General features: G+C 30.8%; 11 protein-coding genes. 8 read left to right on the forward strand and 3 right to left on the reverse strand.

Going from position 1 to position 14,940, the window contains the following annotated elements; genetic code table 11:
* Nucleotides 1-159: 159 nt before the first annotated feature.
* The 4 genes from LQ688_RS04250 (at nt 160) to LQ688_RS04265 (ending at nt 7,122) form a co-directional block, all read left to right on the forward strand.
* Entirely contained in the window at nt 160-1,833 is a 1,674-nt protein-coding gene (locus LQ688_RS04250) for a peptide ABC transporter substrate-binding protein (RefSeq protein WP_016999389.1), read from the forward strand.
* A gap of 107 nt (nt 1,834-1,940) precedes the next feature.
* Complete coding sequence (locus LQ688_RS04255) at nt 1,941-3,602, forward strand: peptide ABC transporter substrate-binding protein (RefSeq protein WP_070045156.1); 1,662 nt, start codon at nt 1,941-1,943, stop codon at nt 3,600-3,602.
* A gap of 207 nt (nt 3,603-3,809) precedes the next feature.
* Nucleotides 3,810-5,450, forward strand: a complete 1,641-nt coding sequence (locus LQ688_RS04260) for a peptide ABC transporter substrate-binding protein (RefSeq protein WP_064204853.1) — start codon at nt 3,810-3,812, stop codon at nt 5,448-5,450.
* 43 nt (nt 5,451-5,493) lie between these two features.
* Nucleotides 5,494-7,122 (forward strand): peptide ABC transporter substrate-binding protein, encoded by a 1,629-nt coding sequence (locus tag LQ688_RS04265; protein ID WP_239752641.1) that lies wholly within the window; start codon nt 5,494-5,496, stop codon nt 7,120-7,122.
* 556 nt (nt 7,123-7,678) lie between these two features.
* Here LQ688_RS04265 and trpS read toward each other — a convergent pair.
* Entirely contained in the window at nt 7,679-8,674 is a 996-nt protein-coding gene (gene trpS / locus LQ688_RS04270; protein WP_064204855.1) for a tryptophan--tRNA ligase, read from the reverse strand.
* A gap of 339 nt (nt 8,675-9,013) precedes the next feature.
* On the opposite strand from trpS, the gene spxA reads away from it, so the two are divergent.
* The 4 genes from spxA (at nt 9,014) to pepF (ending at nt 13,150) form a co-directional block, all read left to right on the forward strand.
* Nucleotides 9,014-9,409: a transcriptional regulator SpxA gene (gene spxA / locus LQ688_RS04275; RefSeq protein ID WP_016999380.1), complete on the forward strand. Its 396-nt coding sequence runs from the start codon at nt 9,014-9,016 to the stop codon at nt 9,407-9,409.
* A gap of 151 nt (nt 9,410-9,560) precedes the next feature.
* Nucleotides 9,561-10,268: an adaptor protein MecA gene (gene mecA, locus LQ688_RS04280; RefSeq protein ID WP_016999379.1), complete on the forward strand. Its 708-nt coding sequence runs from the start codon at nt 9,561-9,563 to the stop codon at nt 10,266-10,268.
* Nucleotides 10,269-10,313: 45 nt separating this feature from the next.
* Nucleotides 10,314-11,231 carry a competence protein CoiA gene (locus tag LQ688_RS04285; protein WP_239752642.1) on the forward strand — a complete coding sequence of 306 codons (918 nt, stop codon included), beginning with the start codon at nt 10,314-10,316 and terminating at the stop codon, nt 11,229-11,231.
* Nucleotides 11,232-11,344: 113 nt separating this feature from the next.
* Nucleotides 11,345-13,150, forward strand: coding sequence for an oligoendopeptidase F (pepF, locus tag LQ688_RS04290; RefSeq protein ID WP_070045154.1), 1,806 nt, complete (start codon nt 11,345-11,347; stop codon nt 13,148-13,150).
* A gap of 621 nt (nt 13,151-13,771) precedes the next feature.
* On the opposite strand, the gene LQ688_RS04295 is transcribed toward pepF, so the two are convergent.
* The gene (locus LQ688_RS04295; RefSeq protein ID WP_016999376.1) at nt 13,772-14,560 is read right to left on the reverse strand and encodes a DsbA family protein; all 789 of its coding nucleotides are present in this window, start codon (nt 14,558-14,560) and stop codon (nt 13,772-13,774) included.
* A gap of 20 nt (nt 14,561-14,580) precedes the next feature.
* Nucleotides 14,581-14,940, reverse strand: coding sequence for a globin domain-containing protein (locus LQ688_RS04300; RefSeq protein WP_064211107.1), 360 nt, complete (start codon nt 14,938-14,940; stop codon nt 14,581-14,583).

The following is a 14,940-nucleotide window of genomic DNA, read 5'->3' on the forward strand; positions in this document are numbered from 1 at the left end:
AGAATTATTATTACAACTAATTATTAATAATTTGAAAGTGTAAAATAACAATTATTTGAAAATTGTGTGAATTTCTATTGTTTTTCATACATTTTTAAAATATAATATTATTAAAGCTTCTGAATTTTCAGAAGACAGAAAACAAGGGGGAGTAACTATATGAGGAAAAGACTTTCTGTACTCATGTCAATCTTAGTTGCAGCTGTACTAACACTTGCAGCTTGTAGTGGTGGAGGTTCCAAAAAAGATGATAGTGGAGGTAAAGGCGGCGTTAAAAGTGAAAAATCTGAAAACGTCTTAAACTTATCTTCAACATCTGATATACCAACGATGGATTCATCGTTAGCTACTGACCAAGTTTCATTCTTTACATTTAACCAAACTTTAGAAGGGTTATACGTGTTAGATAAAGATGATAAACCTGTACCTGGTGTTGCGAAAGGCGATCCAGAGAAATCTGACGATGGCAAGACTTGGACGATGAAGTTACGTGATGATGCTAAATGGTCAAATGGGGACCCTGTAACTGCTCATGACTTTGTATATGCTTGGCAACGTACTGTAGACCCAGACACAGCTGCTGAATATGCATATATGTTTGAAAACATCGAAAATGCATCAGAAATTACATCGGGTAAGAAAAAACCTGAAGAACTAGGCGTAAAAGCTATCGATGATCAAACTTTAGAAGTTAAATTAGTGAAAGACGTTCCATGGATGCAAAGTTTATTCGCATTCGGATCATTCATGCCACAAAATGAAAAATTTGTCGAAAAACAAGGCAAGAAATTCGGTACTACAGCTGACACAACATTATCAAATGGTCCATTCAAAATGACACAATGGAAAACAGAAGACAATTGGAAATTAGAACCAAATGATAAGTATTGGGATAAAGACAAAGTTAAACTTAAAGAAGTTAACTATAAAGTAGTTAAAGAAGTACAAACAGCTATTAATATGTACCAAACAGGTAAATTAGATATGGTAGGCTTAGATGCTTCAAATGTTAGTAAGTATAAAGATAGAGAAGACTTCTCTACTGAACTCAACTCATCTAACTATTTCTTTAGAATTAACAATACTAAGAATAAAGACTTAAAAAATGAAGATTTAAGAAAAGCATTTGCTAAATCAATAGACAAGAAAGAATATGTAAATTCTTTATTAAATAATGGTTCAGTTCCTTCTGATAAATTAATGGTTAAAGACTTCGTTAAAGATGAAGACGGGAAAGACTACATCGATGGTGTTAAATCTCCATTAAACTATGATAAAGAAGAAGCTAAAAAACTATTAGAAAAAGCTAAAAAAGCAACTGGTAAAGATAAATTTGATATTGAACTATTAACTTATGATCAAGATGAATCTAAAAAAGCTGCTGAATTTGTTAAAGAACAAGTTGAGAAAAATTTACCAGGTGTTACATTAAAAATTAAACAACAACCGTTTAAACAGAAATTAGCTTTAGAATCTAAAGGGGACTATGATATCTCATTTGCTGGTTGGGGTCCTGACTATCCTGATTCAACAACATTCTTAGACTTATTTAAGAAAGATAGTCCACATAACCAAACTGGATATTCAAATGCTGAATATGATAAAGCGTTAAAAGAAGCAAATACTGATGAAATGCTGAAAGAAGAAAATAGCGAAAAACGTACTAAAATGTTACAAGATGCAGAAAGTAAATTCTTAGAATCTGCTTCTATTGGGCCACTTTACCAACAAGGTGTAGCACGTTTACGTCAACCTTATGTTAAGAATTGGCAACCACATAAATTCGGTGGTGACTACTCACTTAAAGAAGTAGAAATCGCAGGATCTAAATAATCAAACAATTAAGGCAATCGATGGGAATATTGATTGCCTTTTTGTATAAGCTTCTTAATTAATTAACTGAAAGCTATTAAATCACCAAATGTAAGGGGAGTAATAAAATGAAGAGAAAACTCACAGCTTTATTTGCAGTGATAAGTGCGATTATATTAACGTTAGCAGCATGCGGTAGCAACGAAAAAGAAGATAATAGCGATAACATTAAACAATCTAAATCCAAGAACGAATTAAATTTATCTTCTGGCGATGATATTCCTACTATGGATCCATCATTAGCTTCTGACCAAGTTTCATTTACGACATTTACACAAACATTAGAAGGTTTATATGTATTAGATAAAGATGATAAGCCAGTACCAGGTGTAGCAAAAGGTGAACCTGAAAAATCAAACGATGGTAAAACATGGACGATTAAGCTACGTGATGATGCAAAATGGTCTAATGGCGATCCAGTAACAGCTCACGACTTTGTATTTGCATGGAGACGTACTGTAGATCCAGATACTGCTGCTGAATTTTCATATATGTTTGAAAACATAGAAAATGCAAAAGAAATTACAAACAGTGATAAAAAACCTGAAGAACTAGGCGTTAAAGCAATTGATGATCAAACATTAGAAATTAAACTTGTAAAAGATGTTCCATGGATGGAAAGTTTATTAGCATTCAGCTCATACATGCCGCAAAATGAAAAATTTGTGAAAAAACATGGTGATGATTTTGGTACAACAGCTGAAACAACTTTATCAAACGGCCCGTTTAAATTAACAGAATGGAAATCTGAAGATAAGTGGAAATTAGAGAAAAATGATAAATATTGGGATAAAGATAAAGTTAAACTTAAAGATGTTAATATCAAAGTTGTGAAAAATACACAAACAGCAATTAATATGTACCAAACTGGTAAGCTAGATATGGTAGGATTGGATGCACAAAACGTAAAAAAATATAAAGATAGAGAAGACTTCTCTACCCAGTCTACTTCAGGAAGCTATTTCTTTAGAATTAACAAAGAGAAAAATAAAGATTTAGAGAATGAAGATTTAAGAAAAGCAATAGCAACATCAGTAAATAAAAAATCTTATGTCGATTCCTTATTAAACAACGGATCTAAACCATTAGATACATTAATGATTAAAGATTTCGTTAAAGATGGTAAAGGTAAAGATTATATAGATGGTGTGAAATCACCACTGGAATTTGATAAAGATGATGCTAAGAAATCACTTGAAAAAGCTAAAAAAGATTTAGGAAAAGATAAATTCACAATAGAACTCTTAACATATGATGAAGATGAATCTAAAAAAGCAGGAGAGTTCGTTAAAGAACAAGTAGAAAAAAATCTTCCAGGCGTTACATTAAAAATTAAACAACAACCTTTTAAACAGAAATTAGCATTAGAATCTAAAAAAGATTTCGATATTTCATTTGCTGGGTGGTTCCCAGATTATCCAGACCCAACAACATTCTTAGATTTATTTACATCTGATTCACCTCATAACCAAACAGGCTATGCTAATGAAGAATATGATAAAGCTTTGGAAGAAGCGAATTCAGATGAAATGCTTAAAGAAGAGAACGAAGATAAGCGAATTGAAAAATTACAAGATGCAGAAACGCAATTTTTAGATTCAGCATCTATCGCGCCGCTATTCCAAACAGGATCAGCACGTTTAAGACAGCCTTATATCAAAAATTGGCAAAACCATAAATATGGTGGAGATTATACCCTTAAAGAAGTAGAAATAAAAGGTGCTAAATAATATTTAATAGATAGAACCTTACAAAGCTTAAATGTTTTGTAAGGTTTTTTTATTTTATAAGTGGAATCACTAAATATATGAACAAGAAGAACATAATTTATACATATAATAGAAAAATTAAGTTGCGACAAATTATAAATATCTTTATAATTAAAGAAAGTTCAGAAAATGACTGAATTTTCAAAAATCGAATAAGGGGATATGTTTATGAGAAAGAAGAGGTTGAGATTAATTTCATTAGTACTTTTGTCGATAACTTTAGTTTTGTCAGCATGTAGCGGGGGTGGAAAGGAAAAGAAGGACAGTGATGCTGCAGGGGATGGCAAGTCATTACGTCTTATTTCAATTTCTGATATACCATCGATGGATTCAAGTTTAGCAACAGATGCAACTTCTTTTGATGTATTGAATAACACAATGGAAGGTTTGTACAAATTAGATAAACATGATAAAGCTATTCCGGGTATAGCGAAAGGAGATCCAAAGAAATCTGATGACGGTTTAACTTGGACGATAGAATTAAGAGATGCTGAGTGGTCTAATGGAGAGAAAGTTACAGCAAATGATTTCGTTTATGCTTGGAGAAAGTTAGTTACGCCAAAGACAGCTTCTGAATATGCATTTATCATGTTTGATATCGAGAATGCTGAAGATATTAATAAAGGTAAAAAGAAACCTGAAGAGTTAGGTGTAAAAGCGGTTGATGATAAAACTTTAGAAATTAAACTTAATCGTGAATTACCTTATTATCAAGAGTTACTTACTTTCGGTTCATTTTTACCTCAAAATGAAAAGTTCGTTAAAGAAAAAGGAGATAAATACGGAACAACAGCTAAAGACACATTATATAATGGACCGTTTACTTTATCAGATTGGAAAACAGAAGATAATTATACTTTGAAGAAAAATGATAAGTATTGGGATAAAGGAAATGTAAAATTAGACAGTGTTAACTTCAAAGTTGTTAAAGAACCTCAAACAGCTTTAAATATGTATAATGCTGGTGATGTTGATGAAGCTTTAATACCAGCTGAAAACGTAAATAAATATAAAGACGATAAAGCTTATAATACCGAACTAGAAGCTAGAGTTTACTTTATGAGAATGAATCAAAAGGATGTACCAGAATTTAAAAATAAAGATTTAAGAATGGCAATTGCCCAATCGATTGATAGAGAACAATATGTTAAGAGTAATTTAAACAATGGTTCTAAACCAGCTAAAACATTAGTTCCGACCGAATTTGTAAAAGATACTAAAGGTAAAGATTATACTAAAGGCGTCGAAACAGAAAATAAATTTGATAAAGAATCAGCTAAAAAGCATTTAGAAAAAGCTAAAAAAGATCTTGGTAAAGATGAATTTACATTTGAATTATTAACTTATGATCAAGACAATGCCAAGAAAGACGCTGAGTACTTTAAAGAACAAATCGAACAAAATTTACCTGGTGTAAAAATTAAAGTTAAACAGCAACCGTTTAAACAAAAATTAAAATTAGAATCAAGTATGGATTATCAAATTTCATTTGGAAGATGGGCTCCTGATTATCCAGATGCTATGTCATTCCTAGAATTATTTACTAGCGATAATGTTATGAATGAAACTGGATGGAAAAACAAAGAATATGATAAGAAAATTGAGGATTCAGGAAATAAACTACTGAAGAAAGAGCAAGAACGTGTTGAAGCAATGCAAGATGCTGAGTCATTGTTATTAGATGAAGCGACTATTATACCTATTTACCAACAAGGTAATGCACGTTTAACTCAAAGTTATGTTAATGACATTGAAAGACATAAGTTTGGGGGAGACACAGACTTAAAGCATGCAAGTAAGCAAAAGTAACAAATCATAGTTTAAATAAATAGAAACTAAGGGGATGAGTTACATGTCAAAAGGTATAAAAATTTTATCGATATTGTTAACTGCAGTTTTAGTATTGAGTGCTTGTTCATCAGGAGGAAGCGGTGGAAAAAGTTCAAAAGATGGTCAAACATTAAACCTCCAAATCAATGGAGATGTTCCAACAATGGATCCTGCAATGGCTACTGATGGACTTTCATTTGATATGTTTTTCCAAACGATGGAAGGTTTGTATACATTAGATAAAGACGATAAAGCTATTCCAGCTGTCGCTAAAGGGGAGCCGAAAATCACTAACGACGGTAAAAAGTGGACAGTTAAATTAAGAGAAAATGCTAAATGGTCTAATGGAGACCCAGTTACAGCAAATGATTTCGTATATGCTTGGAGAAAAGTAGTTGATCCAGATACTGCATCTGAATATGCTTATATATTATTCGACATTAAAAATGCAGAAGAAGTCAATTCTGGAGATAAGAAGCCAGAAGAACTTGGTGTAAAAGCTATAGATGACCACACATTAGAGTTCGAACTAACGAAGTCATTACCATACTATAAAGAATTACTTTCATTCGGTACGTTTATGCCGCAAAATAAAAAATTCGTTGAGAAACAAGGCGATAAATATGGTACAACTTTGAAAAACACATTATATAATGGTCCTTTCAAAATGATTGAATGGAAAACAGATGACAAAGTTACACTTGAGAAAAACGATGAGTACTGGGATAAAGATAAAGTTAAATTGGATAAAGTTAATTACAAAGTTGTAAAAGAAGCTTCTACTGCAGTAAATTTATACGAAACAAATAAATTAGACATTGTTGAATTACCTGCAGAACAAGTTAATAAATATAAAGATGATAAAGGTTACACAACGGAATTAGATACAATAACTTATTATTTCAAATTAAACGAAGATAAAGTTCCAGAATTTAAAAACGAAGACTTTAGATTAGCATTTGCAAAAGCAATTGATAAAAAAGCTTATGTAAAAAATAATTTAAATAACGGATCTATTCCAGCTGATAACTTTGTGCCAAAAGACTTTGTTAAAGACAGTAAAGGTAATGAATACCAAGATGGCGTTAAAAATGAAAATCACTACAATGTGAAAGAAGCTAAAGAACATTTTGAAAAAGCTAAAAAAGAATTAGGGAAAGATGAATTTACGATTGAATTAATGACATACGACAAAGATACAGCTAAAAGAGATGCTGAATACTTCAAAGAACAACTTGAGAAAAATTTAGATGGTGTAAATATTAAAATTAAACAACAACCATTTAAACAAAAACTTGATGTTGTTTCTAAAGGGCAATATGAAATGTCATTAGAAAACTGGATACCAGACTATCCTGACCCGATGACATTCTTAGAGCTTTATGTAACAGATGGTTCACATAACAACACAGGCTGGTCTAATAAAGAATATGACAAGATTATTAAAGCAGCAGACTCATCACTAGCTGAAAATCCAGATAAACGACTAAAAGAATTACAACGAGCAGAAGGTATGTTGTTAAACGAAGCGGGTATTGTACCGCTTTACCAAGTTGGTGTAGCTCAACTACAAAAACCAAATGTTAAAAACGTCGTTAATCACCAATTTGGTGGGGTATCTACATTGAAAGAAGCATATATTGAAAAATAAAAAATAATGCACAAATATTAAATAAGAGTTACTCATTTAGACTATGATGTTTAGACGAGTAACTCTTTTTATTATGGAAGTAACAATAAAGATTTTTATTATAATTAAGAATTAATTTACGAAATCTAATGTGTATTATTAACATCGCTGTCATTATGAATACATTGAGGGCCTCGTTATTGACACGTTTGGTAAGAATAGTCAATAAGGCTACCGTTATTGTCTCATAAAGTTGTTCCTAAATTATATTATATATTGGCAGTAGTTGATTGGATTGAAAATGCGTTCAAATCAAGCTTTTTCAACATTGCCAGTGTCGTCTATGAAAACTTTGTATAAAATATTGAGAGTTATAACGAATTTGTCTAGTGCTGTCACTTGCTCGGATAGTAAGAGTATGTGACTACTGGATCAAACTATATCAAGCGCAACCTTATATGAACAAAATTATAGATTTAAAAAATAAGCATATCACTTTCAAACTGTATTAATCAGTTAAGTAATATGCTTATTTATTTTGAGTTAGGATTGATCTTCTAGTCTCATAATTTTATGGTTATTTTCTTTTTCTACCTAATCCCATTGCATTTTCCATTTTTTTAAGCGTCTTATTAGCGACTTTACTAGCTTTATCTCTACCTTGATCAAGGATTTCGTCTAGAATATCTTTGTTTTCATAGAAATAGTTATATTTTTCTTGGAAGTCTGTTAAGAATCGTTTAACTTCTTCTGATAAATCGGTTTTAAAATCTCCATAACCTTTGCCCTCATATTGTGCTTCTAATTCTTCAACAGTTTGACCTGTGATACTAGAGTATATGACAAGTAGGTTACTTATGCCTGGTTTGTTCTCTTTATCGTATTTAACAATACCATCAGAGTCAGTTACGGCACTTTTTATTTTTTTAGCGGCAACGTTTGGTTCATCTAATAATGAAATAAAGTTTTTCTGATTATCATCACTTTTACTCATTTTTTTAGTTGGATCTTGTAAGCTCATAATTCTTGCACCGAATTTCGGCATATGAATAGAAGGTTTAGTTAAAATATCATTGTATTTAGTATTAAAACGATCTACTACATTTCTAGTTAATTCTAAATGTTGTTTTTGATCGTCGCCTACTGGAACGATATTTGTATTATATAGTACAATATCAGCTGCCATTAAAGGTGGGTAAGTTAATAAACCTGCTGGGATACCTTGAAATTGTTTCTGAGCTTTATCCTTATATTGTGTCATTCTTTCCAATTCACCAATTGAAGATATTGTTGTTAAAATCCAACCTGCTTGAATGTGAGCAGGTACTTCAGATTGGATAAATAATGTTGCTTTCTCATGGTCGATTCCGGAAGCTAAATAAATAGCTGCTAACTTACGTGTGTTTTCACGTAATTTTAGTCGATCTTGAGGTACTGTTATTGCATGTTGATCTACAATACAGAAATAGCAATCATAATTATATTGAATTTCATTGAATTGTTTCAGCGCACCAATGTAATTTCCTATTGTAGGAATCCCACTAGGTTGGATGCCAGAGAATAAAGTTTCCATTAAAAAAATGCCTCTTTTCTACATAATTTCTTTCTACTATTATAACAGTATTTTATTAATTTGTAAGTTGTGTTATTCTTAATGAGTAGGGAAATGCGCAATTTACACTGAATTAATCAATAATTTATTCGCTTTTTAATGAATTATTAGTTTTTTCTCATTTAATTTTAATCTTTGAGTTATATAATATATTTATAGCGTTAAGATAGGAATTAAACAAAGTGAGCATTTATGTTTAACCTAGTGCTATATAGGGTAAATGATATATAAGTGGAATATAATCTTATAAAGTTCACTGACGTTTAACATAAATAATATTCAATTAGGAGAGTGAGATGTATGGTAACATTATTTACTTCACCAAGTTGCACATCTTGCCGTAAAGCGAAAGCATGGTTACAAGAACATGACATTCCGTATACGGAGCGTAATATTTTTTCAGAACACTTAACATTAGATGAAATTAAATCAATCTTAAAAATGACAGAAGACGGAACAGATGAAATTATTTCAACTCGTTCTAAAACATATCAAAAATTAAATGTGGATATCGATGCATTGCCACTACAAGAACTATATACAATTATTCAAGATAACCCAGGACTATTACGTCGTCCAATTATCTTAGATGATAAACGTCTACAAGTTGGTTATAACGAAGATGAAATTCGTCGTTTCTTACCACGCAAAGTGCGTACATTCCAACTTTTAGAAGCTCAACGTATGGTTGACTAATTTGGTCTAATATTAGAATTATGGCTCCTGTTTACAGGGGCTATTTTTGTGTATAAAAATAAAAGAAAATAGTTCGAACAAATTACTGTTAAAATGTAAGAGTTTATAATACAATGGATGTACTATTCCTAGAGTAAGGGAGTGTGACATTATGAGAATAGAACGAATTGATGAAACAACGGTAAAATTATTTATAACTTATCAAGACATCGAAGCACGAGGTTTCAAGAGAGAAGATTTATGGACCAACCGCAAACGTGGTGAAGAATTTTTCTGGTCAATGATGGATGAAATTAATGACGAAGAAGAATTCGTAGTCGAAGGCCCGTTATGGATTCAAGTGCATGCATTCGAAAAGGGTGTAGAAGTTACAGTTTCTAAGTCTAAAGGCGATGAACTGTTAAATATGACTGATGAAGAATCTAATGAACAATTAGAATATCAAGTCAATGATTTCTTATCTCAAGCACTCGATTCCGATCAAAATATTGGAGAACTCTTAAACGATCAAGATGAAGAAACTAGAAAGCAATTTGTTCCTAAAGATATAGGATTGCTTGTTAGATTTGAAGAGTTAGAAGATATTATTGAATATGCACATTATAATGAACATAAAGACTTAGTATTTACAGACTTATTATATATGTTAGACAACAAATATTATTATTATGTACAATTTGATCAAATAGATAATGAAGAAATTATTAATGATTTCTACGGACAACTATTAGAGTATGCAAATCCAACTCAAGTGTCTAAATTATATTTAGATGATTATGCTAAGGTTGTTATGAGTTATAATGTAATGGGTCAAATCACGAGATATTTTGAACCAAAAAATCAAATTAAAAATAAGTAATTTTAACACCTCTTTACGTTTAATAAAGTAAAGAGGTGTTTTTTTATGCTTATGGGATTAAATACTAGAAATGAACTTGTATATGCTCAACATGCAAAATCCAATGAATTGTATAGATGTCCTGAATGTAATTCAGAGTTAATTCTTAGACGTGGAAAGCATACTATTGCTCATTTTGCTCATAAATCTAATAGTTATTGTTTAAAAAACGTTTATAAGAAAGAAACTTTAGCCCATTTTGCATCTAAGCACCACATTTATTCAAGTTTAAATAAGAAAGTACAAATAGACATGGAATATTATTTGCATGAAATCGAACAAATACCAGACATATTGATAAATCGTAACCTTGTTATAGAGTTTCAATATTCACCAATTAATCTAGAGTTGTTAGATAGCAGAACAGCAGGATTTAGGGCTTTAAATTTAAATGTGATTTGGATAAGTAAACCGGCGAATGAGTATAATGGGATATTAAAGTTAAGTTATTTTGGAGCTGCTCTCATCAATCATACGCATCGAACACTTATTACATATGATTATAATCGTAAGTTGCTAATTAAATATGATCAATTACAATCATTAGATATTTCCCATTTTATTTATAGAAAGAATATCATAAAATGGGAAGATTTATTACAAACACATAATGTATCAAGAGTGCCAACATTTCTTTTGAATGATAATTTTTATAATAATTATCTTGGAAAATGTAGACAAACAAGAAGTGTTTTAGAACCAACTTTATCCTTATTATATCAATCTGGTCTCATACATAAGAATAGACCTAAATTTTTAGGAATAATTGTACCTGAACAATTATATATTTTAACGAATGCTATAACGTGGCAATGTTATTTATATTTAGAAATTAATAAAGGTACGTTTACTTTTGAACGTTTTAATTCTTTCATTAAATTTAGAACTTTTAATAATGTGAACTATTCCAAGGAAGACATTTAAAAAAGCGCCTTGAAGTCATATTTATCAATACTTAATAAAATGACTTTATCACGTGCAAAAAAATGAGATTAATGAGAAAATTATTAATATGAATGTCAAAGGAGGCTATTAATATGGCAAAATTAATTACTAGGGAAGAACAAGAAGAAAAGTACACTTGGGATTTAACAACAATATTTTCTTCAGATGAAGCATACGAAGAAGCTTTCAATGAATTAGAGTCTTATTTAGGGAAAGAACAACAGTATAAAGGACATTTGAAAGATAATGCTGAAACACTATATAACGCTCTATTATTAGATAGTGAAATTGACGAGAAATTAGGTAAAGTATATGTCTATGCACATTTAAAGCACGATCAAGATACTGCTAATGATAAATACGCTGGATATGAAGCAAAAGCTGCAACTTTAGCTAATAAATTTGCAAGTGCATGGAGCTTTATTTTACCTGAATTAATGTCTATAGATGAAGATACATTAAATCAGTTCGTTGAATCACATGACGGATTAAAGAGATACCAATTTGATATTGAAAAATTAAATAAAAAGAGACCTCATATTTTAGGCGATAAAGAAGAAAAAATATTAGCTGAAGCGGGCGAAGCATTGCAAACGCCAAGTAATGTTTTCGGTATGTTCAATAACGCTGATTTAACATTTAAACCAGCAATTGATAAAGATGGTAATGAACACGAATTAACGCAAGGAACATATATAAAACTATTAGAATCTGAAGATAGAGTATTAAGAAAATCAGCATACGATAATGTATATGAAGCTTATGGTAGTCATAATAATACTTTAACAGCTACTTTAAGTGGTAAAGTAAAAACAGCTATATTCAGTTCTAAAGTACGCAATTATGATTCTGCTAGACAACAAGCATTATCTAATAATTTCATACCAGAAGATGTATACGATAACTTAATTGAAACTGTACATAAACATCTACCTTTATTACACCGTTATACAGAATTAAGAAAAGAATTATTAGGTTTAGACGAAATGCATATGTATGATATGTATACACCATTAGTTCAAGATTCTTCATTTGATATGCCTTACGAAGAAGCTAAAGATTGGATGGTTAAAGCATTACAACCAATGGGGCAAGAATATATAGAAGTTGTTGAAGAAGGATTGAATAATAGATGGGTAGACGTTTATGAGAATAAAGGTAAACGTTCAGGTGGTTATTCATCTGGTGCACATTTAACTAATCCATTTATTTTATTAAACTGGACAGATTCAATTTCTGACTTATTTACGCTAATTCATGAATTCGGACATTCTGCTCATAGTTACTTTAGTCGTAAACATCAATTATCAAATGAAAGTGATTATTCAATCTTTGTAGCAGAAGTTGCATCTACAACAAATGAAGCACTTTTAAGTGAATACATGGATAAAAACTTAGAAGATCCTGAAAAACGTAAATATTTATTAAACCAAGAACTTGAAAGATTTAGAGCAACATTATTCAGACAAACAATGTTTGCTGAATTCGAATATTTAATCCATAAAATTGTAGAAGACGGCGAACCTTTAACGGCTGAAAGATTAAATAATGAATATGCTGAACTTAATAAAAAGTATTTTGGTGACGCTGTTATAACAGATGACAATATTGCTAAAGAGTGGTCTCGTATCCCACACTTCTATTATAATTTCTATGTTTATCAATATGCTACAGGATATAGTGCTGCACAAGCATTAAGCAAACAAATTTTAGAAGAGGGCGAACCAGCTGTTAAAAGATATATCAATGAATTCTTAAAAGCAGGAAGCTCAGATTATCCAATTGAAGTATTGAAAAAAGCTGGTGTCGATATGACATCTACACAACCAATCGAAGAAGCGATGGAAGTATTTGAAGAGAAATTAAATGCCTTTGAAAAACTGGTTAAAGGCGAATAAAAGCATGTACACGTTTCCAATATGACAAGTGTGTGACAAATAGAAAAATACGATGTTTTCTGTTGAATTATGTGTACATAGCATGTTATATTACGTATATGAAATTAATCACATAACAAACATACCCCTTTGTTTGAAGTGAAAAATTTCTCCCATCCCCTTTGTTTAAGCACCGTGTAATCAGACACGGTGTTTTTTATTTATTCGTTCATAGTTAACATCCCAAAAGTTATCTATTAGGCAATAGCCCAAAAGATTAATTAATCTTTCATGCATGAGTATGGGTGATTAAAATTCATACTCAAATTAAAAGGATTTATCCATTAGGTGAAAACCTACGGATAAATCCTTTTTTATTTCGGTATTAATAAGTAAGAATGTGATTTTGCGAATCAATAATATAAAAATAGTGACCTGAAAGTTGCAAGAGTAGCTCAACGTGCAACATAGAGTACTTCTTATCCCTAGATTTCTGAATAAAAGTGAATTATCATCGCTCCTCATACAAAAACAGCCAAAATTCTTATTATCTAAAGAATTTTGGCTGTTTTTATAATGCTTTCCCAATCCCGTTTGATTTGAGTCTAATAAACTTATTGTCCAAGGCTCAGTTTGTAAATTTCATTTCTTATATTTCCAGAAGTCTCCATGAATAGATTCTTGTTGTTCAATGTAACCTTGTAATTGTAATTTTTTAAGTTCTCTTTTTACAATTTTCTCTGGCCACTCATATATTGTTGCTATTTCTTGTTCGGAAACGAGTTTTTGTGATTGTATATATTCGATTAGTTTAGGTGGAAGTTGTTTCTCAACTTCTGTCCCGATTAATTCTTGAATGATATACGTATAAATATGATAAGGATATGTTCCTTCGACTTTTAAACCTTCTGAATGTATATCTTCATTAAAGAATACAAGGGAAGGTGTCATATTTACATCCATTTCTCGAGCAATATGCATGTCCGTCTGTAGACTTTCTGTTAAAGCTTGTTCTTTTAAATCATTTATAAAAACAGATAAGTCTATTCCCGATTTAAAAGCGCATTTTCTAATAAGTTCTGTTGTAATAATTTTTTCATGAGGTATAATCTCATTCTGAATTAAATTTAAAAATCTTGTAGCTCGATTATGTCCTTGTAATTCAGCAGCTTTAAAAGCTAGTGCTATATTATCAAATTCACATGTACTTTGAGCCTGACATTTAGTTAATACTTTAAGAGATGGGTTCAAAATCTGACGAATCTTTACGTATTTTTGATATTCTATTTTTAACTTTGCTAATGTAGAAGAAAGATTAAAACAATCTTCGCAAAATGGATCGAAAAATGAATATATTTCTATTTTGCTTGCTGGTGTTAAATCAGCATTACTTTGTTCATTAGCATGGATTAATCTTAATTCTTCGGCCATATTATCCACCTTCAACTATATTAAGCGTTAACCATGTGATTTGCAGTTAGCTTAAGTCTTTCAAATAAATATTCTTGTATATCTCTTTCTAAATGAGATGTCGTAAGTGCTTTTTCCATATTTTCTAACCATGCATCTCGTTCTTTAGTTGTTATTTTAAAAGGCATGTGACGTTGACGTAACATAGGGTGTCCATGTTCTTCTGTATATAAAGCAGGACCACCTAAAAATTGTGTTAAGAATTGTTTTTGTTTACGACTTGTTTCTGCAAAGTCACCAGGGAAAAGATGATTAATCCGTGTATCCTTTTCTACAAGGTAATAAAAGTGATCAATCATGTCGTATAAATCTTTGGGGTCGATTACTTCATATGGAGTCAT

Origin of the sequence: Mammaliicoccus sp. J-M40, from assembly GCF_022386395.1 — a bacterium.
Classification (GTDB): domain Bacteria; phylum Bacillota; class Bacilli; order Staphylococcales; family Staphylococcaceae; genus Mammaliicoccus; species Mammaliicoccus lentus.

Bases quoted from the DNA above. Each gene is read 5' to 3' on its own strand.
- LQ688_RS04250 (WP_016999389.1), top strand. From the start codon at position 160: ATGAGGAAAAGACTTTCTGTACTCATGTCAATCTTAGTTGCAGCTGTA.
- LQ688_RS04255 (WP_070045156.1), top strand. From the start codon at position 1,941: ATGAAGAGAAAACTCACAGCTTTATTTGCAGTGATAAGTGCGATTATA.
- LQ688_RS04260 (WP_064204853.1), top strand. From the start codon at position 3,810: ATGAGAAAGAAGAGGTTGAGATTAATTTCATTAGTACTTTTGTCGATA.
- LQ688_RS04265 (WP_239752641.1), top strand. From the start codon at position 5,494: ATGTCAAAAGGTATAAAAATTTTATCGATATTGTTAACTGCAGTTTTA.
- trpS (WP_064204855.1), bottom strand. From the start codon at position 8,674: ATGGAAACTTTATTCTCTGGCATCCAACCTAGTGGGATTCCTACAATA.
- spxA (WP_016999380.1), top strand. From the start codon at position 9,014: ATGGTAACATTATTTACTTCACCAAGTTGCACATCTTGCCGTAAAGCG.
- mecA (WP_016999379.1), top strand. From the start codon at position 9,561: ATGAGAATAGAACGAATTGATGAAACAACGGTAAAATTATTTATAACT.
- LQ688_RS04285 (WP_239752642.1), top strand. From the start codon at position 10,314: ATGCTTATGGGATTAAATACTAGAAATGAACTTGTATATGCTCAACAT.
- pepF (WP_070045154.1), top strand. From the start codon at position 11,345: ATGGCAAAATTAATTACTAGGGAAGAACAAGAAGAAAAGTACACTTGG.
- LQ688_RS04295 (WP_016999376.1), bottom strand. From the start codon at position 14,560: ATGGCCGAAGAATTAAGATTAATCCATGCTAATGAACAAAGTAATGCT.
- LQ688_RS04300 (WP_064211107.1), bottom strand. From the start codon at position 14,940: ATGACTCCATATGAAGTAATCGACCCCAAAGATTTATACGACATGATT.